21 protein-coding genes and 1 tRNA gene are annotated in these 23,122 nt (G+C 37.1%); 7 read left to right on the forward strand and 15 right to left on the reverse strand.

Annotated elements, in window-relative coordinates:
- Positions 1 to 39 precede the first annotated feature (39 nt).
- From glgB to ACJJVU_RS12740, 3 genes are read right to left on the reverse strand one after another with little or no spacing between them, the layout of a single operon-like run.
- Complete coding sequence (gene glgB / locus ACJJVU_RS12730) at positions 40 to 1,953, reverse strand: 1,4-alpha-glucan branching protein GlgB (RefSeq protein WP_405226094.1); 1,914 nt, start codon at positions 1,951 to 1,953, stop codon at positions 40 to 42.
- The gene (locus ACJJVU_RS12735; RefSeq protein WP_405227521.1) at positions 1,953 to 3,224 is read right to left on the reverse strand and encodes a glucose-1-phosphate adenylyltransferase; all 1,272 of its coding nucleotides are present in this window, start codon (positions 3,222 to 3,224) and stop codon (positions 1,953 to 1,955) included. Before ACJJVU_RS12735 ends, glgB begins: the two co-directional genes overlap by 1 nt.
- 25 nt (positions 3,225 to 3,249) lie before the next feature.
- Positions 3,250 to 4,677, reverse strand: a complete 1,428-nt coding sequence (locus tag ACJJVU_RS12740) for a glycogen synthase (protein ID WP_405226097.1) — start codon at positions 4,675 to 4,677, stop codon at positions 3,250 to 3,252.
- A 295-nt stretch (positions 4,678 to 4,972) separates the two neighbouring features.
- Here ACJJVU_RS12740 and msrB (ACJJVU_RS12745) point away from each other — a divergent pair, with 295 nt between their 5' ends.
- From msrB (ACJJVU_RS12745) to ACJJVU_RS12760, 4 genes are all read left to right on the forward strand, one after another.
- Positions 4,973 to 5,452 (forward strand): peptide-methionine (R)-S-oxide reductase MsrB, encoded by a 480-nt coding sequence (msrB, locus tag ACJJVU_RS12745; RefSeq protein ID WP_298325994.1) that lies wholly within the window; start codon positions 4,973 to 4,975, stop codon positions 5,450 to 5,452.
- Between the two features lies 1 nt (position 5,453).
- Positions 5,454 to 5,843, forward strand: coding sequence for a peptide-methionine (R)-S-oxide reductase MsrB (gene msrB / locus ACJJVU_RS12750; RefSeq protein WP_405226100.1), 390 nt, complete (start codon positions 5,454 to 5,456; stop codon positions 5,841 to 5,843).
- 140 nt (positions 5,844 to 5,983) lie between these two features.
- The gene (gene lpdA / locus ACJJVU_RS12755) at positions 5,984 to 7,360 is read left to right on the forward strand and encodes a dihydrolipoyl dehydrogenase (protein WP_405226103.1); all 1,377 of its coding nucleotides are present in this window, start codon (positions 5,984 to 5,986) and stop codon (positions 7,358 to 7,360) included.
- Between the two features lie 113 nt (positions 7,361 to 7,473).
- Positions 7,474 to 8,763 (forward strand): ectonucleotide pyrophosphatase/phosphodiesterase, encoded by a 1,290-nt coding sequence (locus tag ACJJVU_RS12760; protein WP_405226106.1) that lies wholly within the window; start codon positions 7,474 to 7,476, stop codon positions 8,761 to 8,763.
- A 29-nt stretch (positions 8,764 to 8,792) separates the two neighbouring features.
- Here ACJJVU_RS12760 and aroQ read toward each other — a convergent pair whose 3' ends face one another.
- Together aroQ and ACJJVU_RS12770 are read right to left on the reverse strand one after the other, a co-directional pair.
- Positions 8,793 to 9,215, reverse strand: a complete 423-nt coding sequence (gene aroQ, locus ACJJVU_RS12765) for a type II 3-dehydroquinate dehydratase (protein WP_298326009.1) — start codon at positions 9,213 to 9,215, stop codon at positions 8,793 to 8,795.
- 110 nt (positions 9,216 to 9,325) lie between these two features.
- Entirely contained in the window at positions 9,326 to 9,934 is a 609-nt protein-coding gene (locus tag ACJJVU_RS12770; RefSeq protein WP_298326011.1) for a porin family protein, read from the reverse strand.
- A gap of 116 nt (positions 9,935 to 10,050) precedes the next feature.
- On the opposite strand from ACJJVU_RS12770, the gene xerD reads away from it, so the two are divergent.
- Positions 10,051 to 10,953, forward strand: a complete 903-nt coding sequence (gene xerD, locus ACJJVU_RS12775) for a site-specific tyrosine recombinase XerD (RefSeq protein WP_405226111.1) — start codon at positions 10,051 to 10,053, stop codon at positions 10,951 to 10,953.
- 36 nt (positions 10,954 to 10,989) lie between these two features.
- On the opposite strand, the gene ACJJVU_RS12780 is transcribed toward xerD, so the two are convergent.
- The 6 genes from ACJJVU_RS12780 to ACJJVU_RS12805 all read right to left on the reverse strand — a co-directional run bounded on the left by ACJJVU_RS12780 (position 10,990) and on the right by ACJJVU_RS12805 (position 16,934).
- A complete protein-coding gene (locus ACJJVU_RS12780) occupies positions 10,990 to 12,300 on the reverse strand; it encodes a M24 family metallopeptidase (protein ID WP_405226114.1) in 1,311 nt (436 codons plus the stop codon).
- Positions 12,301 to 12,392: 92 nt separating this feature from the next.
- Positions 12,393 to 12,875 (reverse strand): hypothetical protein, encoded by a 483-nt coding sequence (locus tag ACJJVU_RS12785; protein ID WP_405226117.1) that lies wholly within the window; start codon positions 12,873 to 12,875, stop codon positions 12,393 to 12,395.
- Positions 12,876 to 12,951: 76 nt separating this feature from the next.
- Entirely contained in the window at positions 12,952 to 13,653 is a 702-nt protein-coding gene (locus ACJJVU_RS12790; protein ID WP_405226120.1) for a hypothetical protein, read from the reverse strand.
- A 138-nt stretch (positions 13,654 to 13,791) separates the two neighbouring features.
- Complete coding sequence (locus ACJJVU_RS12795; protein ID WP_405226123.1) at positions 13,792 to 14,886, reverse strand: AMP-binding protein; 1,095 nt, start codon at positions 14,884 to 14,886, stop codon at positions 13,792 to 13,794.
- Between the two features lie 71 nt (positions 14,887 to 14,957).
- On the reverse strand, positions 14,958 to 15,896 hold the full coding sequence (locus tag ACJJVU_RS12800; protein ID WP_405226126.1) for a CPBP family intramembrane glutamic endopeptidase: 939 nt from the start codon (positions 15,894 to 15,896) through the stop codon (positions 14,958 to 14,960).
- 3 nt (positions 15,897 to 15,899) lie between these two features.
- Positions 15,900 to 16,934 (reverse strand): o-succinylbenzoate synthase, encoded by a 1,035-nt coding sequence (locus ACJJVU_RS12805; RefSeq protein WP_405227524.1) that lies wholly within the window; start codon positions 16,932 to 16,934, stop codon positions 15,900 to 15,902.
- A 285-nt stretch (positions 16,935 to 17,219) separates the two neighbouring features.
- Here ACJJVU_RS12805 and ACJJVU_RS12810 point away from each other — a divergent pair, with 285 nt between their 5' ends.
- On the forward strand, positions 17,220 to 17,780 hold the full coding sequence (locus ACJJVU_RS12810) for a YqgE/AlgH family protein (RefSeq protein WP_108878253.1): 561 nt from the start codon (positions 17,220 to 17,222) through the stop codon (positions 17,778 to 17,780).
- Here the strand turns inward: ACJJVU_RS12810 and ACJJVU_RS12815 are convergent.
- Together ACJJVU_RS12815 and ACJJVU_RS12820 are read right to left on the reverse strand one after the other, a co-directional pair.
- On the reverse strand, positions 17,777 to 18,622 hold the full coding sequence (locus ACJJVU_RS12815; RefSeq protein WP_405226129.1) for an aminotransferase class IV: 846 nt from the start codon (positions 18,620 to 18,622) through the stop codon (positions 17,777 to 17,779). The two genes, ACJJVU_RS12810 and ACJJVU_RS12815, sit on opposite strands and share 4 nt — an antisense overlap.
- A gap of 51 nt (positions 18,623 to 18,673) precedes the next feature.
- The gene (locus tag ACJJVU_RS12820) at positions 18,674 to 19,060 is read right to left on the reverse strand and encodes an START-like domain-containing protein (protein WP_298326040.1); all 387 of its coding nucleotides are present in this window, start codon (positions 19,058 to 19,060) and stop codon (positions 18,674 to 18,676) included.
- 185 nt (positions 19,061 to 19,245) lie between these two features.
- On the opposite strand from ACJJVU_RS12820, the gene ACJJVU_RS12825 reads away from it, so the two are divergent.
- A tRNA-Met gene (locus tag ACJJVU_RS12825) sits at positions 19,246 to 19,319 on the forward strand.
- Positions 19,320 to 19,919: 600 nt separating this feature from the next.
- On the opposite strand, the gene ACJJVU_RS12830 is transcribed toward ACJJVU_RS12825, so the two are convergent.
- Complete coding sequence (locus ACJJVU_RS12830) at positions 19,920 to 20,933, reverse strand: glycosyl hydrolase (protein WP_405226133.1); 1,014 nt, start codon at positions 20,931 to 20,933, stop codon at positions 19,920 to 19,922.
- Between the two features lie 10 nt (positions 20,934 to 20,943).
- Positions 20,944 to 22,659: a glycoside hydrolase family 43 protein gene (locus tag ACJJVU_RS12835; RefSeq protein ID WP_405226135.1), complete on the reverse strand. Its 1,716-nt coding sequence runs from the start codon at positions 22,657 to 22,659 to the stop codon at positions 20,944 to 20,946.
- Positions 22,660 to 23,122: the final 463 nt, after the last annotated feature.

Consider the following 23,122-nt stretch of genomic DNA (forward strand, 5'->3'; position numbering starts at 1 on the left):
TATTTTCTCAGTTTACCGAAGTGAAACCTAGTACGTTAACTACTTTTTCAATTCAAAAACCACTCCCGCCAAAGGCCCTATCTTCACTTCCGCCGAGTGGTCTTTTCCATTCCATGAAGTTTCGGTAACATCGAGTGTTTTGTTGTGATAATCACCCGTTCCAGCATACTTACTTGCGTCGCTGTTATATATTTCGCGTAAGCTTCCTTTAAAAGGTAACCCTATGCGATACTGAGGCTGCGGCGTAGGTGTCATATTAAAGACACACACAACTACACTATTCTCATCATTACCTTTTCTAATGTAACTTAGTATGGCATTTGTATTATCATCATGTGCAATCCATTCAAACCCTTCTGGTTCAAACTGCTTCTCGTACAATGCTGGTGTAGCTGTATACAGACCATTAATATCTTTAAAAGCACTTAGTGCTGCTTTATGAATATCATATTCAAGCACGTACCAATCTAACTGTTCTTGAAAATTCCACTCTGTACCTTGACCAAATTCGCTACCCATAAATAGTAACTTACTACCAGGATGCGTATACATATAGGTATATAAAAGGCGAAGATTTGCAAAGCGTTGCCACTCATCTCCAGGCATTCTACCTATGATAGATTTTTTACCATAAACCACCTCATCATGAGATAATGGTAGCATAAAGTTCTCTGTAAAACCATAGGTCATTGAGAAGCTAATCTCATTGTGGTGATGATTTCTATAGATAGTATCTCTTTTAAAATAAGCAAGGGTATCATGCATCCATCCCATCATCCACTTCATCCCAAAACCTAAGCCTCCTGAAAATACTGGCCTACTCACTGCTGGAAAATTAGTAGACTCCTCTGCAATGGTTTGAACATCTGGAAAACTAGCATACACCTCTGCATTAAGCTCCTTTAGAAACGAAATTACAGCGAGGTTTTCTCTTCCTCCTTGATCATTAGGCTCCCACTCGCCTTCTTCTCTACTATAATCGAGGTAAAGCATAGAAGCGACAGCGTCTACTCTCAAGCCATCTACATGATATTGCTCTAACCAGAAAAGCGCATTACTAATCAAGAAGCTTCTTACTTCATTACGTTCGTAATTAAAGATAAGTGACTTCCAGTCGGGATGCCATCCTTTCTTTCTATCTGGATGTTCATAACATGCTGTGCCATCAAAGTTACCAAGGCCGTGTGCATCTTCTGGAAAATGAGAAGGTACCCAGTCTAAAATTACTCCAATGTCATTTTGATGCAGCGCATCTATCAAAGTCATTAACTCCTCAGGATATCCAAAACGAGAGGTAGGCGCAAAATACCCTGTGATTTGATATCCCCAGCTAGGATCATAAGGATGCTCCATCACTGGCATAAACTCCACATGTGTAAAATTTAATTCTTTCACATAAGCCACGAGTTCGCTGGCTAGTTCTGTATAGCTAAGGCTACGATTTCCTTCATTTTGCTTTCTTCTCCAGCTTGCAAGGTGCATTTCATACACAGAGTACGGCGCATTGAGACTGTTGTGCTTATGGCGTTTTTTCATCCATGCAGCATCCTTCCAGTTGTGATTTGTTTTATAAACTACAGAAGCGGTTTGAGGTGGGTGCTCTGCTCGTCTCGCGTAAGGGTCTGCCTTTTCTGTGACAATACCATTGTGGTTAGAGTGAATTTTGTATTTGTATACTTCACCATGAGATACTTTTGGGATAAAACCTTCCCAAATCCCGCTTCCATCCCACCGTACGTTGAGAATATGCTCGTCTTCATTCCAGTAATTAAAATCACCTACTACAGATACTCGCTTTGCACTAGGTGCCCATACGGAAAAATAAGTTCCATCTACACCATCTACAGTTATGGGATGACTACCCATTTTATCATGAAGACGGTAGTGTTTTCCTCCCTTAAAAAGGTCAATGTCAAATGCTGTAAATAAGCTATGTGCTATTACTTCTGCCATTAAATAGTTGTTCCTGACACTATTGTAGCTCCATTCTTTACAACCACGATGCCATCTCGCACTACATAAGTATCTGTTTCTACATCGTCTAGATGTTTTCCTCCAGTAATACGAACATCGTCTCCTATTTTTGCATTTTTATCAATAATACAGTTGGTTATAAAACAGCGATCTCCTATACCTACGTGTGGGATACCTTTATCACGAGCCGCATTAATCTCTTCAAGATCTAAGAAGCGATTGCTACCCATTACATAGCAGTTTTCAATAACCGTTCCTTTACCTATACGTGATCGTATTCCTATCACAGAATTTGCAATACGACTACCGTGTATGATACTACCTTCTGCTACTATAGATTTTTCAAGTGTTGTTCCTGAAATCTTTGTAGGTGGCAATACTCGAGGTCTCGTGAGTATAGTCTGTCCTTTATTAAATAAATTAAATTTAGGCATATCTGACGTCAAGTCTATGTTTGCCTCAAAAAAGGAATCGATATTCCCTATATCTGTCCAATACCCTTCATAGGCATAACTAAGCACCTTATGGTTTTCTATAGATTGCGGAATAATCTCTTTCCCAAAATCCATAGTATCCGTCCCCTCTAGCAGATCGATCAATAAGTCTTTATTAAAAATATAAATCCCCATAGATGCGAGATAATGTTTACCCTCGCTCTTCATTGCTGGCGAAACCTCAGATTCCCATTCTGGAAGAAGTTCGGCAGCTGGTTTTTCTATAAAAGAGTCAATCATATTATCCTCCTTAGTTTTGAGAATACCAAACGACGTAGCATCTTTTGCATTAACAGGCAGTGATGCAATACTTATCTCTGCTCCCGAAGCCTTGTGAGCATCAAGCATTTCATTAAAATCCATTTGATATAATTGATCTCCAGAGAGTATCATAATATAATCAGACTCATAACCTTTAAAGTGGTGCAAACACTGTCTTACAGCATCTGCAGTACCTTGAAACCAACCTTTGTTTTCTGGAGTTTGCTCTGCAGCAAGAATATCTACAAAAGCATCAGAAAAATAAGAAAATTGGTAGGTATGCTTAATATGTTTATTAAGTGAAGCCGAGTTAAACTGAGTTAACACGAACATCCTTTTAATATTTGAATTCAAACAATTTGAAATAGGAATATCTACTAGACGATATTTACCTGCAATAGGAACAGCGGGTTTTGATCTCTGTGCTGTGAGTGGATATAATCTTGAGCCTTGACCTCCTCCTAATATAATCGCTAGTACTTCCTTATTCATTATTTATTGCTTTTAGAGTTTGGAATTTTTATTTTTTGATAGTTACTTTTTTTGGTATCATTTCTTCATATAACGAGGCGTAAGTTCCAGCTGCATTTTCCCAGCTGTGGTCTATCTCCATCATTTGTTTTTGATTTGCACTAAAGGCTTTCTTATCCTTATAAAAAAGAGAAGCTCGTTCTATACTGTATACAACATCCCATACAGAAGTTTGATCATGACAAATACCATTACCGCCATCACCTATGTCTACTACTGTATCTTTTAAACCTCCCGTACGGCGTACAATAGGCATACAACCATATCTCAAGCTATACAACTGATTTAAACCACAAGGCTCCACCCTACTAGGCATTAAAAGAAAATCTGCTCCAGCATATACTTGGTGTGACATCCTTTCTTCATAACCTATATGAGCATTATATCTTCCTTTATAAGTGGTTTTAAGTTCCTCTAGCTGGCGTTCTACTTCTGGCGAGCCGCTTCCTAGTAAAATGATATTAATATCGTGTTGCTTTAACGCAGTATCGATAATCTCAGGCAGTAAATCTGCTCCTTTTTCCCAAACAAGTCTACCTATAAACCCAAAGAGTGGTTTTGAGGCGTCTAGTCCAAACTCATCACAAATAGCCTTTTTATTAGCCTCACGGCCTTTAGCTCTTGTCCTTATTGTATAATTTTTAATAAGATAATCGTCGGTGGCAGGATTCCATGTTTCGGCATCAATACCGTTTAGAATTCCCACGCACTTTAATTTCTCTTCTCTAAGCAAGCCTTCTAATCCATTTGCTTTTTCTTGTAATTCCACCATATATGATGGAGAAACTGTATTCACTCGCCATGCACATTTAATAGCAGCAGCAAGTGGATTTATATCACCGTACCAATCTAGGAGTCCTAGATCGCTTTCGCGAAAGCGTGGTAACATCCCTACCATATCGTGAGGAAAATTACCTTGGTACTGCGCATTATGAATTGAAAGTAATGTAGGCACCTTTATAAGACTATCAAACTCTGGGCAATGCTGCATCATAAAGGGTATAAAACCAGTATGGTGATCATGACAATGTATGATGTCTAACTTTCTCTTTAAACTCAGCACCCACTGCAGCACTACTCGCTGAAAGGCAACAAAGCGCAAAGAATCGTCCTCATACCCGTATACATTTTTTCTATCTGTGAGTTCTGTAATTCTTACCACAAATAATGGAAAACCAAGCTCATTATCTACATCAATTACTTCGCTGAAATACGTCTTACCTTCAATCACTAAGTCATGACAAAAAACAATGGTGCCATTTGCATGTTCGACCCAGCTTGTTTTATAGTACGGCATAATAACCGCAGCAGTATGACCTATGCGATTTTGATATTTAGGAAGAGCTCCTACCACATCTGCCAGTCCACCCACTTTTGCAACAGGATAACACTCGGCACTTACGTGAAGAATATTCATAGTTTCAGGTAATTAGATAACATCTTAAATGTAACCGTTATTAAGAGTACGATGCTTTATGAGCTATTAAATATAGGTTAAATCACAAATAACTAAGCATGTTTTCGCAGGATTTATAGACAATTACTACAATTAATTTCACAAATTATTAATGATTAAGTAACATTACCTAATTAATCATTAATAATAGCGCCTTATGATTAGTATCATTTTATACAACCTCACGTCATTTTCACAATGCTTTAACGACCAAGTGTGAACTAATGAATTAACTTTACTTAAAAAGAAAATAGTTATGAGAAGAATAATTGGAGTATTTGCTTTGTTAAGCATTTTTACAAGTTGCAAGGGGTCTGCTCAGGAGAGTAAAAAAGAAAGTTTTGAGATTACAAAAACAGATGCCGAGTGGAAAGCACAACTCACAGAAGAGCAGTATTATGTATTGCGCTTAGAAGGTACAGAGCGACCGAATTCTAGCCCGCTCAATAATGTGAAAGAAGCAGGAACTTTTCACTGTGCTGCTTGTGACACACCGCTATTTAAAACAAAAGATAAATTTGACAGTGGTACTGGCTGGCCTAGTTTTGACAAAGGTATAGAAGGAAATATAGCGTATAGCTCTGATCGTAAACTTGGTTATACAAGAACCGAAGAGCATTGTGCTACTTGTGGTGGACATCTAGGACACGTTTTTAACGATGGACCTAAAGAAACTACTGGAAAGAGACATTGTATTAATGGAGACGCACTCGTATTTGTGCCTGAATCAAAATAATATGAGCTACCCAATAGAAAAAACAGAGGCAGAGTGGCTCGAGGAGCTGGGCCCAGAACGTTATCGCATACTGAGAGAAAAAGGAACAGAACGCCCATTTACTGGAACTTATAATCTACACAATGAAGAAGGCGCTTATCATTGTGGTGCTTGTGATCAAAAGCTTTTTGAAAGCGCATCAAAATTTGACAGTGGTTGTGGATGGCCTAGTTTTGACGAGTCCATACCGGGAACTGTAGCGTATGTACGTGACAAAACGTTAGGGATGATAAGAACAGAAATTCTATGTTCTAATTGTGGTTCCCACTTGGGACACGTCTTTGATGACGGCCCTACTGCAAGCGGACAACGATACTGTGTGAATTCGCTCAGTATAGACTTTGAAAAATAAAATATTTGAAAATAACGCTTTCGCGAAAGCGTAAAAACAACATTAAAAACCGAAGCAAACACTTCGGTTTTTCTGTTTTATATATGACGGGATAATCCGTATTTTTGAACTACAATAATTAGACTTAAAAAAATCTAGATATGAGCAAATATGATGTAATCGTTTTAGGAAGTGGTCCAGGCGGATATGTAACAGCAATACGCGCAAGCCAGTTAGGCTTAAAAACAGCGGTTATTGAAAAAGAAAGCCTAGGAGGTGTTTGTCTGAACTGGGGTTGTATCCCTACAAAAGCCCTTCTTAAAAGTGCTCAAGTATTTGAATACTTAAATCACGCAGAAGACTACGGTCTTAAAGCATCAGGAGTAGAAAAAGACTTTACTGCAGTTGTTAAACGTAGCCGTGGTGTTGCTGAGGGAATGAGCAAAGGTGTTCAATTCTTAATGAAGAAAAATAAAATAGACGTTATAAACGGTTACGGAAAAATCAAGCCTGGTAAAAAGGTAGATGTAGACGGTAAAGAATATAGCGCAAACCATATTATCATTGCAACGGGAGCTCGCTCACGTGAGTTACCTAATCTTAAGCAAGATGGTGAGACGGTAATAGGTTACCGTAAAGCGATGACACTTGAGAAGCAACCTAAATCTATGATTGTAGTAGGATCTGGAGCAATAGGTGTTGAGTTTGCTAGTTTTTATAACACAATGGGTACAGATGTAACTATTGTAGAGTACTTACCAAACGTTGTTCCTGTAGAGGATGAAGATGTATCAAAACAATTTGAGCGTTCTATGAAGAAAGCTGGAATTAAAGTGATGACAAACTCTTCTGTAGAGAAGGTTGAAAAAACAAAGACTGGTGTAAAAGCTACGGTAAAGACTAAAAAAGGAGAAGAAATCCTTGAGGCTGATATCGTATTAAGTGCTGTAGGAATCAAAACTAATATTGAAAACATAGGCTTAGAGGATGTAGGTATCGTAACAGATAAGGATAAAATTATCGTTAACGATTTTTACCAAACTAACATGCCAGGTTACTATGCAATAGGTGATGTAACTCCTGGTCCTGCTCTTGCTCACGTAGCATCTGCAGAAGGAATTACTTGTGTAGAGAAAATTGCAGGTATGAACGTAGAAAAAATAGACTACGGCAACATACCAGGATGTACATATGCAACTCCTGAGATTGCGTCTGTAGGAATGACAGAAAAGCAAGCAAAAGAAGCTGGATACGAATTAAAAGTGGGTAAATTCCCTTTTTCTGCTTCTGGTAAAGCAAGTGCTTCTGGAGCAAAAGACGGTTTTGTAAAAGTAATCTTTGATGCAAAATACGGTGAGTGGCTAGGATGTCACATGATAGGTGCAGGAGTTACAGATATGATAGCAGAAGCTGTCTTAGGACGTAAACTTGAAACTACAGGTCATGAAGTTTTAAAAACCATTCACCCACACCCTACAATGAGTGAGGCTGTAATGGAAGCAGTAGCAGATGCTTATGGAGAAGTAATTCACTTATAAAAGCTACACTTTATACATATAAAGTTTTTAGAAAATCCTGCCTTTGGCAGGATTTTCTGTTTTATAACCTCTCAAAATAGTTAGCTTTACTACCGGCACTTAACAGTTGTATTATGAAACATTCCGCTCTCTCAAAGTCATTATTCCTTTTAGTAATTTTCTTATCGCTGGCATCATGTGGATCCACTTCAAATGTGAGTAACTTTTCACCACTTACTACGGTAAATACTGCGGAGTCCTTAAAGAAACCATATGTTATGTTAATATCCTTAGATGGTTTTAGACATGATTATGTAAATACTTATAACCCTCCTTATCTAAGTTCATTTATAGAAGAAGGATCTCAAGCCGCTTCTCTAATACCATCTTTTCCCACAAAAACATTCCCTAATCATTACACGATCGCAACAGGAATGTATCCTGATAACCACGGGCTGCTTGCAAACTCATACTATGATTATGATAAGAAAAAAACGTACAGCATAGGTAATCGAGAGACCGTGGTAGATGGGTCTTTTTATAAAGGAACTCCATTATGGGTAAATGCAAATAGTGAAGGTATGGTAACAGCTAGTTACTTTTTTGTTGGCACAGAAGCAGATATACAAGGTGTACACCCTACTTACTATTATAATTACGATGGAAAAGTAACCAATCAAGAACGCGTAGATCAAGCAATAAAGTGGTTAGAAATGCCCGAAGAAACAAGACCACATCTTATCACTTTATACTTCTCTGATATGGATGATACTGGACATCGTTACGGTCCCAACAATAAAGAAAAACTTAGAGAAGCGCTATTTAAACTAGATAGTACACTAGGAGATTTATTTAGTCGCGTTGATAACACGGGATTACCAGTTAATATTGTCATTGTCTCAGACCATGGTATGGCAGAGCAATCTATTGAAAAACTCATTAGTACGGAGCCACTAATCAATGATGCTCTTTACAACATGGTTGACAATGGTGTCATTCTCAATATACACCCTCATAATAATGAGGAAACTGATAACATCTTCAACCGATTAAAGAAACTAGAAAACAAATTCACGGTTTATAAAACCAAAGACACACCACATTTTGAATATGTCCCAAAGAATAAAAACTGGGGACCCATACAAGTAATTCCTGACGATGGGTATTACTTTAGCTCAAGTAAGAGTATCGAAAGAAGAAAAGCTGGAAACCAAGAAGTATTTGGTGTGCATGGGTATACTCCTGCTTTAAAAGATATGCACGGCATTCTTTATGCAAAAGGTCCAGCAATAAACGTGGGAGGAAGTTTACCTTCTGTAAAAAACATTCACGTATACCCTATGATATGTAAAATTCTAGGGCTAGCTGTGCCGACTAATGTAGATGGTAAATTATCTTACTTAAAAGGTATGCTACAAGAATAACTCCTTAATGAATAGCCTTAAAATATCTTTCAATCCTTCATCAAGAAATTCTCAATAGCAAGATTATAGCTATTAAGACCAAAGCCTACTATTACACCTTTTACATATTTAGAGAGGTATGAATGATGTCTAAACTCTTCTCTCGCAAATGTATTTGAAATATGGACTTCTATAACAGGCGTACTTATAGATGCTACAGCGTCTCCTAGTCCTACAGAGGTATGAGAATAAGCTGCTCCGTTTAAAATCACTCCGTCAAAGGTATCGTTTGCTTCGTGCAATTTTGAAATGAGCTCTCCTTCTATATTACTTTGAAAATAGCTAAGCTCAGTATCTTTATATGCAAATTGAAGTTTTGTAAAGTAATCCTCAAAAGTTTCGGTCCCGTAAATTTCTGGTTCACGCTTACCTAGCATATTTAAATTAGGGCCATTTATTATAAGTAATTTCATAGTTTATAGTTGTTGAGTACGCTTTCGCGAAAGCATAAAAATACAGATTTACAAGGCGTAAAAAAAGCGCCTCTACTGAGGCGCTTTTGATAATTCTTTTTACTTATGATTTAAAATGCAAATCCAGCTCCTATCATGAATACTCTATTACGAGCATCAAGGTCAAAACCTCCTAAATCTTCACTACTAAAAACGTCAGAAAGTCCTAGATTATAACGTGCGTTAAAGAATAAACCATTGTTAAGTTTATATCCTAAACCACCTACAACAGCAAAGTCTACCGTGTTTATAGCGTCGTTATTAAAATCAATATCTCCAGAATCTCCATCAGGATTAGAATCAATCTCGCTATTTACATTAAATCCTATTTGCGGCCCTACTTCTCCATAAAACCCATCTACAAAATAATACTTTGCTAGTACTGGTACATTAATATAATCTAGCTGAAACTCGACATCATCTCCGTTATTAACACTCTGGATATCATATCCTTGCCCCGAATAATAAACCTCTGGTTGTATTGAGAATTTCTCTGTGATAGGCACTTCTACAAATCCTCCAAAATGGAAGCTTGTTCTTGCATCTGGATCATCAAAATCGTCTCCTCCTACGGTTGCAAAGTTAACTCCTCCTTTTGCTCCAAAAGACACCTCATCTTGTGCTTGAACTGCTACAGTCCCAAATAAGGCTGCGATTGCTACTACTACTATTTTTTTCATGTTTGTGTTTGTTTTAAATGATATTCAAAGCTATTCATCATCGTGTTAAATGCGTGTTAGGCACTTTCTAAACTCTTGTTAATTGAGAATCCTTTAATAATTGTATTTTCACTTTCGTGAAATGGGAAACAGGCATATCAAACTACAAAAGTTACTTACGTATAGAACGTGGTCTCTCTGAGAACACTATAGACAACTATGCTCGCGACTTAAAAAAACTAACGCGTCATCTGGAGCAATTAGATAGTGCCCCAGACCCTATTACTATATCTAAAGATGACATTCAAGATTTTATATATACCATAGCAAAGGAAGTACAAGCTAGATCACAAGCGCGTATCATCTCTGGGCTAAAAGGTTTTTTTAATTACCTGATATTTGAAGATTATAGAAAAGACAATCCTCTAGACCTTATTGAATCTCCTCGCCTAGGAAGAAAACTACCAGACACACTCGCCGAAGAAGAAATAGACGCTCTTATTTCCGCCATTAATCTTTCTACGCCTCAGGGCGAACGTAATCGCGCCATGCTAGAGACACTTTATTCCTGCGGTCTACGTGTAACAGAATTAATAAGCCTAAAGCTTTCTGACCTATATTTTGAAGAAGGGTTTATAAATGTGATAGGTAAGGGAGACAAACAGCGCTTTGTCCCTATAAGTGAGCATACTCAAAAGTATATCGACATTTACCGCAATGAAATACGAACGCATATAGACGTCAAGCCAGAGCATGTAGATATTTTATTTTTAAATAGAAGAGGTCGCCAGCTCACACGCGCCATGATTTTTACGATCATAAAAGATCTCGCAGTAAAAGCTGGAATTAAGAAAAGTATTAGTCCGCATACGTTTCGTCACAGCTTTGCTACCCACCTTTTACAAAATGGCGCCGATTTGAGAAGTATTCAGCAAATGTTAGGTCACGAGAGCATCACAACTACCGAAATCTATATGCATGTAGACCGCAGTGATCTCGCTCGCGTGATGGAGCAATATCACCCTAGAAAGGAATCTTAGGATTTTGTTTCAATTTTTCGCGAAAGCGTACTTGTATTACTTAACTATAAGTATTTCTTCCTGCCTTCCCGAAACATATCTAAAGCCATCTTCACCCCAAAATCCTGCTTCCTCAAGCATGATTCTAATGTCCTTATTCCACTCTGGAATGGTTACTGTAGTATTGAGTTCGATAGCGTATGCGGTGTTCTCATAAAGCTTGTAGTCTCCTGTTCCTGGCACACCACCTTGAGAATCCCACATCCCAATCGTAGGGCCAGCGGCATGACCGTATAGTCCAAGTGGGTGCGTATAGATAGAAGGAACAAGGCCTTCTGCCTTAGTTTCTTTTAGTGATTTTAAAAGAATCTCATTTCCAGTTTTACCTGTCTCAAAATTTGACGCAAGCACATCTTGCACACGGTTACCATCTGCAAATGCTTTACTCAAGAATGCTGGTAGTTCTTTCTCGTCATCCTTTAAAACGTATGCGTGTTGCTGGCAATCTGTATTGAGACGTAAGTAGGTTATTCCAAAATCACAATGTAGCAAGTCACCCTTCTGGATTACTTTGCCTTCTGGTCTATTAGAAAATGACACAATATGACTTTCTAATTTCTCTTCAGAACGCTGGATATCAACTGTAGGGTGAAACCATGTTTCTAATCCCATATCTGTAACTCGCTGGCGTAAATACCACACCACATCATCTGTAGTTGTAACACCTGGGACAATCACTTTATAGCTAAAGGCATCCTTAATAATATCATGCGTCACATCTACTAGCTGTTCAAAATATTTCATTTCAAGTGCCGTGCGTGTTTCTAGCCATCCTATAGCTAGATTCTGTGCAGAGACTACTTTTGCTTGTTGAGCAGATGATAGTTTTGATATAAATGCCTCATAATCTGTCTTTACAATTCCATCTGCAAGACCAAAATCATCAGAATAATTAAGACCAATTTTTGCAGGATTTCGCTCCTCTATAATCTCTAAAAGACGTGCCCATTGATCTGGTTGTTTTTCTTTATCCCATGCAGAGATGATATTCTTCCCTACGTTGTATCTAGCTACTGCTAGCTTTTCAATCGTGTTTTTTTCTTTATTTCTATAAAAAACTAATATGGTTCTTCTTCTCGCATTGAGCCACGTAGATGGAAGCATTGTTTTAATAACGGGATCTTCATTATATTCTCTAGAAATCACAACCCACATATCGATATCTGCACGATCCATTAAAGTAGGTAACAAATTATCAAATCTATCTGCCAAGACCTCATCGATTACGTCTGCTCTATCTCGTTCTGTTAAAATCTGACCGTACATACACGTAAACGGAAGTACTAAAAATAATAGTAATGTTTTCATAGTTAAGTTGCTAGTCCTTAAAAATACTAAAAACAAAAAAGAGTATTCATCTGAATACTCTTTTCTTAATTATAAATTGATGTATGACTATTTTATTTGTCGCCTTTATTTTTGCGCTTTTTCTTGCGCTCTTTCTTTTGCTTTTTTACTTTCTTTTCTGCATTTCCTGTTTCCTCTTCAATAATAAGTCTTTCTACTTGCTCTTCCGGAAGGAAATCATCAAGTAATGCTTTGAAGTCTTTTTTTTGTGTTTCTACACTCTTTTTACGGTCTTCTAGAGGAGACTCTTCGTCAAACTGAATTTCTATAAGTTTTGCATAATGGTCCTTCAAGTAGCTCTTTAAAACCTCTTTAGTAAATGCATCAAGCCCTAAAAGTTCTTCATACATTTCTGCCCTCTCTATGCTAAGTAGATTTGCATCAGGCTTCTCATTATAAGATGCTGCTACTCCAGGTGTAGATGGAACTAAACGTCTACCTCTTCCGCTATAGTTTGTTCCATTTTGACCTCCATAACTTTGAGCTTCTACACTCACTAAGGACAACATCATTACTATCACTATAAAATATCTCATAAACTAGACTTTCTATTTTTGCAAATATGCATAATTATTTCGTGAATACTCATATTCAATAATGATGCCCAAATTATTAATCCTTAATTACATCAAGTATTTCTGGCAATAAGGTTAGTGCAGTTAAAGCAATTGCGCCACCTAGGTTTTTATGATCTGCAGCTCTTGATTGTTTGCGCTGTTCTCTTTCTTGCTTTCTTTTATCACGACTAGTAACTTCTGTTCCTTGGTATAATGATGTTGTATTAGCCGGACTTTTTACACCGCTAGGGCTGGCGATTACCTCTTGCGCGTCTTCAATAAGATCAATTCCCGTACCTCTTATCATAATCACACTACTCACTCTTTCCTCATCGTAATGTGCCTCCATCATATCATAAGCTATAGAAATTCCAGAGGAAGCCATCGCAATAAAGTCACCCTTAAATAAACTTTCTACCGCCTCTTGCAATACTGCTGCTTTACTTACTTCTGTAAAGGAAAGAATATTTGCACTTATCGCTCCATAGGTTCCTATCGCTATCATATCATTATCATCAAGCCTTTTAATGAGCAGCTTTATTCCTTGCTCTATGTAAAACTTATCTTCGGGAGAGATTCCTGCCTTTCCCGTCTCTACCAGGATATAAAGTTGCTGGGCATCATCACTTGGGAAGTTTTCGGCAGCATAGGTGATGAGATGTTCTGCTTTTATAATGGTAGACTTGGTCTCACTTTCGTTTTGGGCAGATAGTTGGAATGCAATAAATAATAGGGCTAGTGTGAAGATACATTTCATAGGTCATACATTTTAAATGAGTTGTAAACCTATACTCTATACGATGTCATTTCCAGTTAGAATGAGCAAAAGCCTAGTACCAATGAGCGAAGTAGTATAATGTATTTATTACGCTTTCGCGAAAGCGTAACCTCAACTCTATAAACTATTTAAATATTCTTTTAAGGTTTGGCCTCGCTGTATTTTCCCTGTCGCCGTACGCTGAAAGGAAGTTAATGAAACCGCCAGCTTAGGTAGCTCAAAAGGTCCAAAAGCTGATGCATCAGTAATATAGTCTTTTATAAAAAGAGGTTCTTCTTGCTCTACAAATAACGTTAATTGCTCGCCCAGCAGTTCATCTGGAAATCCGGCTACAAAGTATGGAACGTGGATATATGGCGCCAATTTAGCTTCTATTTGTTCTGGAAACAATTTTACTCCACCACTATTTATCACATTATCAATACGACCTAGCCAGATAAACTTTTTATAGGTTATAAGCTTTACAAGATCATTTGTAATCACCGGATCTGAGCTCACTTTAGGAGCTTTTATAACAAGGCAGTCTCTGCTATCTGTATCCACTGTTACTTTATCCAGTACTTTAAAAGGGATAATTCCTTCTTTATTTTTTTTTGGATTTACTCTTCTCGCTGCAATATGAGTAACGGTTTCTGTCATTCCATAGGTTTCATAAACCTTAGTTTTTAGTCCTTGCAGCCTTAATGAAAGTGCTGGAGATATTGCTCCTCCTCCTACAATGAGCTTTGAAAGTAAGTGTAATCGCGATAACGAATTATCAAGCTGAAAAGGCGTCATTGCACAAAAATCATATGTTCTATACACAGCATCCAGCGGATTGGATTTTGGTTGCGCCATATCTATACGCCATCCCAATGTCATCGCCCTTACAAGCATCATTTTACCAGCGATGTAATGCGCAGGAAGACACAACAATGCCGTTGTCTTTTCAAAAACATTAAAATGTTTTGCAGTTGCTTTTGCACTATTGATCATATGTTCCTTGTTTATCTTAATAAGCTTAGGTGTTCCCGTAGATCCAGAGGTATGTACCGTCACATACTTCTTAGCATCTAGCCACTCTATAATAAACTCACCAACAGATTCCTCATAAGGTTCTCCTTCTTTAATAAAGGTATGCGCTTGCTCCTTTAATGAAGCAATGGTAAATGAAGCACCGTTAAGTTTAAATTTAGGGTGTAAGCGCGTATATTTTTCAGCAAGCTCCGTCATATCATTTAAATATACGGGTTCCTTGTAAGATTAATATTAAGCAAATGTAAAATGTAAGTCTGCTCAACTATTTAAGCAGTAACAGGAGGCTTTACACTACCTGTGAGTTTCTCTTTCCAGTTAGACCATTTATATTTTCTGGCAAAAATAAACATGAGAATAGGCAGTATTATGAAGATAGGAACAATCTGGCCTATAGCCGAAGGCTCTGCAACATCACGAAAGATAGAATTAGTTTGTAACGCACTCCAATCTGATGTCACTAATAGTGCAATAAACATATTATTTGCTGCATGAAATCCTAGTGCAAGCTCCATTCCATCATCCATAAGCGTTATAATGCCAAGAAAGAAACCTAGACCTATATACACTGATAAAATACTGTATCCTAGTTTTTCTATTTCTGGATTAAGCGCGTGCATGAGTCCAAAAATGAGTGAAGTAATAATAAGAGGCACGAGCTTATTACCCGCAGCGACTCCTATTCCCTGCATTAAATATCCTCTAAAAAGAAACTCTTCAAAAGAAGTTTGTAAGGGTAACAAAATTAATGTGATGGCTAGAAGCCCAAGAAAAGGCATGAGATTAAAATTCCACACAAGATCTTCTGGAGCAAAATAGTATGCCACTAATGTCGATACTACAGAAAAGACACCCCAAATAGCAAAGGCAAAGAAAAAACGAGACCAATCTATGTTTTTTCTAGCGGTTACTAGCTTTGTAAATCGCTGTTTATGGATATACTTTACCACAACAACGAGTCCAAGTAGCCCTCCTAAAAAGGTACAAAGTGCAAGTATTAAGTAGAGATTGCTTTCTCCCTCAAAAAGCGGAAAGAAGTTCTCTTCACCTGCTTCTAGAAAAGTATTTATATCACCAGCTCTCATCCACGAGCCTGCCATTAGTGGAATTGCTCCTAAAATTTGCCAGCCTACAAAAAATATGATTAAGAAACCTATTATATATCTCCATCCCTCGTGTAAGCTCTTGTACGCCTGCTCTATATACATATGTTATATTTTAAAATCCCAATACTTGTTATTATCCGTTCTCAAAGTCCCATTCACTACTTCTAGTGGTGAAGGAATATTATTTATAAAAAGGCTTCCAGTACCCAGTCCCTGAGGTCCTTTTACTCCTATTTTGTGCGTCCATTGTGCGATAGCATTAAGACCAACATTACTTTCTAATGCAGAGGTAACCCACCATGCAATTCCTAATGAATCTGCTACGTCAATCCACTCTTGACTTCCTTTAAAACCTCCTATAAAACTAGGCTTTAAAATAATATATTGCGGTTTTATGGTATCGAGCAATTCTTGTTTTGACGCAAGATTTGTTACTCCTATGAGTTCTTCATCTAGCGCTATGGGTGTAGGTGTACTGGTACATAAGTCGGCCATTTCTTTCCACTGTTTTGTAGCAATAGGTTGTTCTATCGAGTGAATATCTAGCTCGGCTAGTTGGGCTAGGACTTCTTTAGCTTTCGCGAAAGCAAAACCACCATTTGCATCTACCCTCAAGGTAAGTTGCTCTTTATTGTAATTCTTTCTTATAGAGGAAAGAATGGCCATTTCGTCTTTAAAGTCAATAGCACCTATTTTCATTTTTATACAATCAAAACCTTGCTCAAGCTTTTCGGCTACTTGGGTTCTCATAAAATCCTCATCTCCCATCCACACAAGTCCGTTAATATCTATAGCAGATGTTCCTTTTGTAAAAGAAGATGGAAATAGAACAAAGGGATCGCTAGATGCAAGCGATAAAAATGCCATCTCAACACCTGCCTGTATACTTGGATATTCCATTAGCTCGTCCCAAAGTGCCTGAGGTCCTTTTGAAATGTGAGCGCATACCCATTGCAATTTTTCTTCATAGCCTGGCACATCATCATAACTAAGACCTCTAAGAATACCACACTCACCTATGCCCGTTTTACCAGCATCTTGAATAATGATATACCATGTCTCTTTAGTACGCAAGACCCCTCGAGAAGTACCACTAGGTCTCTTAAATTCTAAAATGTGCTTTTTATAATGTGCTTTCAATAGGATTGTATTAGTCTCGTAAAAGTACTTAATCATATGCATACTTTACTAACAGAAAGATATTCTAAAGATCTCAGGTTTCCCGTATTTTCCTTAAAAAATAAGCGCTTCATCCTCTATTTATTGCCTTACATCTATGTTTTTTTACATGCCTGCTAAACCATAAAATTAATAATCCTCTTATTTACAGCTACTTAAGTTAAATTTTTACTAGTGAAAAATATTCGAAATATATTTTTTGTGATATAAAAAAAACCTAATTTTATATATATAAACGTCACTATTATGATTGCATATCCTACAAAGGGACATTTATTAGTAGCCGAACCATCTATCCTAGGTGATACATCATTCACTAGGTCTGTAATACTTCTTGCAGATCATAATGATGAAGGCTCTGTAGGGTTTATTCTCAATAAACCGCTGGATGTCACACTATCAGATTTAATTGAAGGTATAGAAGAATGTGAGATGCCTATATATAATGGCGGTCCTGTAGAACAAGAGAATCTCTATTTTATACACACTGCTCCAGACCTCATAGAAGGCAGCCTAGAGATAGCATCAGGTATTTACTGGGGTGGTAATTTTGAGAGAGCGCTAGACCTAATCATGAATAAAGAGATATGCTGTGAGAAAATTAAATTTTTTCTAGGCTATAGCGGCTGGGAGAGTAACCAGCTCAACCAAGAGATTATTCAAAACAGTTGGGTTATTCTTGAAAATGATCAACATGACGAGCTACTCAAAGATAACCACACAGCACTGTGGAGAGATAAAATTATTGAGATAGGCGGTGATTATGCATTATGGTCTAATGCTCCAGAAAATCCTCAATATAATTAACCTAGACGTACTTTTACATTAAGCTTTTTAAGTAACTCCCTAGATGTCTCTATTGTAAACTCCTTTTTTCTATATTTTGTTATGGGCTGTATTCCCATAATGGTGTTTGTAATGAAGAGCTCATCTGCCTTTTGCAATTCAAACGGTGATATAGAAGCCTCTTCAAAAGTATAGTCATCCATCAACCCTATAATACTAATGAGTTGTTTTCTAACAACTCCACGCAAGCAACCATCAGAAAGTGGTGGCGTTTTAATGTGGGTTCCTTTTACAAGGAATAAATTACCTTGCAAAGCTTCGGCTATATTTTTCTCATTATTGACAAGCAGACAATTATCATATCCGTTATCTTGAGCATAAATACTTCCTGTAACATGTACAATCTTATTAGTTGTTTTAAGTGTAGATATTAAATCTGCATTTATATAATGGTCTTTATACAACTCAACCTCATGAGGCTCTTCATTGAGAAGATAAAAAGGATTAGGGTGCGCTTTCGCGAAAGCGTAATAACCCACACCGCGCTCCTCTGGCAAGTAGGTGCCACCGCCAGATCTATACACTGTGATACGTATACGCGCTGTTTGATCAATTAAACCTGACGCCGTCAATGTCTTTAAGAGTTCTTCCTCAAGAAATTCTGGTGTAAACTCCATTGGGATTTCCATGCGAAGTATACGCATAGAAGCCATAAGTCTAAAGTAGTGGTCTTCCCAGAAAAGGAGCTTCCCATTTACTGCTTTAATTGTTTCAAAAAGTCCATCGCCATAAAGCAGACCTCTATTAAATGGATTAAGTTGCGCATCCTCTGGTGAGAATATTGTTCCGTTGTAATTTACCATAAAAAAACCGCCTCTTAGGGAGGCGGTGCAAAGATATTAATTAGGCTTTAGTTATGAAGAGCCTATTACTTGTTTCAACTCTGAAATTTGGTTTTCCCAAAACATTTTACCCTCATCAATCTCATCTTCCTCTGCAAAATCTGTTACCATGATAGATACATCTTTTGTGATTTCGTCTACTTGCAGGCGTAATTCAAAATAATACTCCTCTCCCTCGTCTGCTTCCCACTGGAATTTTATGCGGTCACCGTTCTTTTTAGTAAGAAGTTTTGCTATTTCCTCACTTCCGTCCCAAATAAAAGTATAGTGGTCACCTCTTAAATTTACATTATCTGCAAACCACTCACTCATTCCTGATGGAGTAGCTATATATTGGTATAATAAAGAAGGAGAAGCTCTTACAACAAACTCAATCTCATATTTTATTTTATCGCTCATAGAAAGGTATTAATGGAACGACAATATATTGAAAGTAATTTGTAGAACAAAGTAATTAAATTGATTTTATTTAAGAAAGAGGTTTGCACAACCACAAATATATTTTATATTTGCACCCGCTTAGGCACATTGCTTATGCGAGCATACAAAATTGCTTTTATTATTTATTGGCAATTTTAAATTATGGCGAGGTAGCTCAGCTGGTTAGAGCGTCGGATTCATAACTCGGAGGTCGGGGGATCGTGCCCCCCTCTCGCTACATAATTATAAAGGCTTTACAGAAATGTAAAGCCTTTTTTATTGCGGTTATTGCAGCGTTAGAATTTCATATTTCTTAAAGAACCCTCTTATATTCAGTATATTTAAAATTAATCTCTCTCTAAAAAAACTAGTTTCCCATTCGTTATCTGAAATATCTATTCAACAGCAACTTTTGCAAATTCTTTTAAATTATTTCCATTGAGATTATCTTACTTGAAATAGAAGTACTTCCTATCAAATAAAATTTACAAGATAGATTTACACCAATTCTTCAAAACTTCTTCAACCAAACGTATTTTACCCAGGTCTTGATTGTACTTAGGCAGAAACTAATGTCTATTATAAGTTTATAGAATCAAACTTCTCTTGATGTGGAGTACGCTTTCGCGAAAGCGTAAAAAGAATATACAAAGTGCGTATAACTGACCCTATCATTTGTAGGTAACAATATCAATATAGAATAAGTGAAACACTATCACAATAATGAATATTCATTTTTTATACATCCATGTAACATATTCAAAATAAATATTTTACAGTAAAATCTTAAAGTAGAAAGAGACTAGAATTACACGCAAATTCAAGAATACTATATGTGCTATTTTAAATCTTTTTGATGTATAAACAGCTTGTTTTTAATGGCATCTTGATATTTCCTTAAGACAACATCATTTTGTTCTATTCTCGCATCGCCCCAGTGGTGCCACTGAAAACCTATTTTATCAGACCAATATACCCAGTCCCAGTTAATGTAACATATTGCTTTAATTCCAGGTTGATTTTCCACCATTTTGAAATAAGGTGCAAACCAATCGTTCCATGATTTTTCTCCATCCAGCACCCCTACTTCTCTTGGAGTACTTTCTCCTATCATCACGGGTTTTTTATGTGTATTCGCTTTCGCGAAAAAAGCCTCTAACCCCTCATTTGTAAATTCTTCAGGGCTAAAAATATCGATACCCCACCAATCCACATATTCATCTCCTGGGTAAAACTCCATAAGTTTAGGCATTGCCATAAAATTTGCCGATCCTCCTCCAGAACACCACACCGTTGCCGAATGAATGTTTTTTGATTTAAAATCTGTCGCAATTCTTATGAATACAGCCTTATAACTTTCTGGCGAATAACCGTTCCAAGCTCCCTCAAATTCGTACCCTATTCGGGTAAAAGAAGGACGATCTAACGGAAGTAATGCTCTATAAAATGCCTCAAGCTCCTCATCATAGTCTCCAGCTGCGACTGCTTTGTCAAGACCAGCTCCCGTATCATTACCTCCAGTAAATGCCAGTCCTATTTGCGGCATAATTCCGTGAGGCAAGGAATCAAGTGTCTTTTTTAAATCTACTCCCCACTTTTCAATTGTTTCTGTATCGCTAGCGATATTAACATACGTCATATACAAGCTAGGCGTATATAAAGTTCCAACGGCATTTACATAGTCATTAAAGCCATCAGGATCTTGGCCAGCACCGTGATATATACCATCTTTGGGCTCATATTTTGCTTGATAATTTTCTCTTTCAAGCATACTACTAGTGGTCTGGCAGCTTAATAGAAAAAGGCTACTAAATGCACATAAGAAGCGTACTAAGTAATTGATGTTAATCATTTTGATAGGGTTATTTAGAAATTATTGGATTCATATCTAGATTTCTATTTTCAAACCAAGAAAAGGTTGCCGAGTTTGTGCTTTCACTCCCTAAGGAAGTGGTATATAAGCCATAAAATGCTCCAACAAAGCCTCCTGCTGTTTTAGTACTTAAGAAAGTAGCATCGACTCCCTGAGCAATAAGGTTCCAGTTTATATTATCACTTGAATAATAAAAATCATACGTACTGCCTTGGGCTTCAATTTTCAAAAAGAGTACCCCCGCTTCATCTATCTCTTTTGTTGCGAGAACCTTCATCTTCTCGCCTTCAGATTTATTTAAAACGATTACTTCATTTCCATCTCGTAATGACTTACTTACATAATAATAGTGAGATTCATTTTGAAATATGATGAGACCGGCATGCTCATTTTCTTTTCTAGGGGTAAAATCAAGCGCCGTGGTAACAATTCCTTTTTTATGTTCTTGCCTATACCCTAAGAAACTAGGATTTGTAGGCGTACCACAACTTTCTGGTCTCGTTTTTATTGTAACACTAGAAGTGCCTAAGTCGTACCACTTTGTTCGTGGTGTTCTCAAAAACGACCATTTCAGATTTAGCGAATCATTTTTGAAATCATCATAAAAGTAAGTTCGCTTTTTAAATCGTTTATTTTCTGAAAGTGCGTTTCCAACATATATTGGGTAAGTATCTTTTACTAAGGAACCCCCTAAATCGACTTTTGGCCATCCATTTCCCCAGATAACAGGTGCCATGAATGTTTCCCGCCCCGTATTGTAATGGTTATCCTCATAAGGCCTACATCCTAAAAAGACACTCCACCATTGTCCATTATCATCGGTTATAAAGTCTGAATGACCCGTTGAAGTCACTGGGTTGATTCGGTCTGGATCAAGGTCTCGTTGTGTAAGTATGGGATTGCTAGGGTTACTTTCATAAGGACCCCATACATTATTACTTCTAAAAACTACTTCGGAGTGATTATCACTCGTGCCACCTTCGGCCGCAATGAGGTAATAGAAATCATCTTTTTTAAAAATATGAGGACCTTCTATCCATATTGGATTTACAGAATTAGTTGAGCCTTTATCTACAATAATCTTTTCCTCGCCTATCACGCTTCCTTTATTTAAATCAAACTCATACATCCTCAAAGTACGATGCCCTCCATAGGCTTCACCATCTAGTGGTGGAACACTATTATACAAGATGTAAGCAGTACCGTCCTCATCTATAAATAATGATGGATCTATACCTTTTACTTCAGGTATAAAGGTGGGATTACTCCAGCCGCCCTCAATATGTCGTGTGGAGATTATAAAATTCTCTCCATTATCTATAAGGGTAGATGTAATATAAAACACGCCATTATGATGCCTAATTGCTGGTGCAAAAATACCTCTAGAAACCCCCAAACCATCAAGATTAAGCTGTTCTGGACGATCTAATGCATATGAGATTTGTTCCCAATCTACTAGATTTCTACTATGAAAAATAGGTATCCCAGGGAAATAAGCAAACGTAGAGTTCACCATATAATAATCAGACCCAACCTTGCAAATACTAGGGTCAGGATAAAAACCTTGAAGAATAGGATTTTGGATAGAAACTTCCACCAAGGATTGCTCAACAAGCTCTTCAGCTTGTGCATTTTTACAACTTATTACAAAACTTATTAGAATGCAATACATTGCAATTTTTAAAACATAGTTTTTGGTAATCATATAGAGCTAATGTTTGAATCTAACTGGAACTGTAAATTCGATCTATAAATTAAATGACATCACTTAGCAAGATGCTTTGTAACTGCTAAGAGTGGTAATTAAAAATGTGAACTAAGAAATCCATACTACGACCGAGATATACACTTTAACTCCAAGAGAAAGTACGTATCTATTGCAATACTGTATACATAATCACAACAACTTATTATCCTTATAGTGATAAACCTGCACCTTTTAAATAGGATTCTTTGACAATGTTTCAATCTAAAAATCCAAAACAAAGAATCATCACTCCTAAGGAGTACAGACAACAAATAGTTACTATTATGAATATAATTTAAGTGCCTAAGGCTCTACTTACCCTTGATGAAGTAGAACCAGCAATTCCAATGGCCGTTATGGTCTATCCACCAGCTCGGCCTATCAATACCTAATTAATCATTAGAGACAAATACCGCTACTA

It is taken from the genome of Dokdonia sp. Asnod1-B02 (assembly GCF_045063955.1).
Taxonomy (GTDB): Bacteria; Bacteroidota; Bacteroidia; order Flavobacteriales; family Flavobacteriaceae; genus Dokdonia.

Excerpts from the sequence above, each read along its gene's own strand:
- glgB (WP_405226094.1), bottom strand. The coding sequence starts at position 1,953 with ATGGCAGAAGTAATAGCACATAGCTTATTTACAGCATTTGACATTGAC.
- ACJJVU_RS12740 (WP_405226097.1), bottom strand. The coding sequence starts at position 4,677 with ATGAATATTCTTCACGTAAGTGCCGAGTGTTATCCTGTTGCAAAAGTG.
- msrB (WP_298325994.1), top strand. The coding sequence starts at position 4,973 with ATGAGAAGAATAATTGGAGTATTTGCTTTGTTAAGCATTTTTACAAGT.
- msrB (WP_405226100.1), top strand. The coding sequence starts at position 5,454 with ATGAGCTACCCAATAGAAAAAACAGAGGCAGAGTGGCTCGAGGAGCTG.
- lpdA (WP_405226103.1), top strand. The coding sequence starts at position 5,984 with ATGAGCAAATATGATGTAATCGTTTTAGGAAGTGGTCCAGGCGGATAT.
- ACJJVU_RS12760 (WP_405226106.1), top strand. The coding sequence starts at position 7,474 with ATGAAACATTCCGCTCTCTCAAAGTCATTATTCCTTTTAGTAATTTTC.
- aroQ (WP_298326009.1), bottom strand. The coding sequence starts at position 9,215 with ATGAAATTACTTATAATAAATGGCCCTAATTTAAATATGCTAGGTAAG.
- ACJJVU_RS12770 (WP_298326011.1), bottom strand. The coding sequence starts at position 9,934 with ATGAAAAAAATAGTAGTAGTAGCAATCGCAGCCTTATTTGGGACTGTA.
- ACJJVU_RS12780 (WP_405226114.1), bottom strand. The coding sequence starts at position 12,300 with ATGAAAACATTACTATTATTTTTAGTACTTCCGTTTACGTGTATGTAC.
- ACJJVU_RS12785 (WP_405226117.1), bottom strand. The coding sequence starts at position 12,875 with ATGAGATATTTTATAGTGATAGTAATGATGTTGTCCTTAGTGAGTGTA.
- ACJJVU_RS12790 (WP_405226120.1), bottom strand. The coding sequence starts at position 13,653 with ATGAAATGTATCTTCACACTAGCCCTATTATTTATTGCATTCCAACTA.
- ACJJVU_RS12795 (WP_405226123.1), bottom strand. The coding sequence starts at position 14,886 with ATGACGGAGCTTGCTGAAAAATATACGCGCTTACACCCTAAATTTAAA.
- ACJJVU_RS12800 (WP_405226126.1), bottom strand. The coding sequence starts at position 15,896 with ATGTATATAGAGCAGGCGTACAAGAGCTTACACGAGGGATGGAGATAT.
- ACJJVU_RS12810 (WP_108878253.1), top strand. The coding sequence starts at position 17,220 with ATGATTGCATATCCTACAAAGGGACATTTATTAGTAGCCGAACCATCT.
- ACJJVU_RS12815 (WP_405226129.1), bottom strand. The coding sequence starts at position 18,622 with ATGGTAAATTACAACGGAACAATATTCTCACCAGAGGATGCGCAACTT.
- ACJJVU_RS12820 (WP_298326040.1), bottom strand. The coding sequence starts at position 19,060 with ATGAGCGATAAAATAAAATATGAGATTGAGTTTGTTGTAAGAGCTTCT.
- ACJJVU_RS12830 (WP_405226133.1), bottom strand. The coding sequence starts at position 20,933 with ATGATTAACATCAATTACTTAGTACGCTTCTTATGTGCATTTAGTAGC.
- ACJJVU_RS12835 (WP_405226135.1), bottom strand. The coding sequence starts at position 22,659 with ATGATTACCAAAAACTATGTTTTAAAAATTGCAATGTATTGCATTCTA.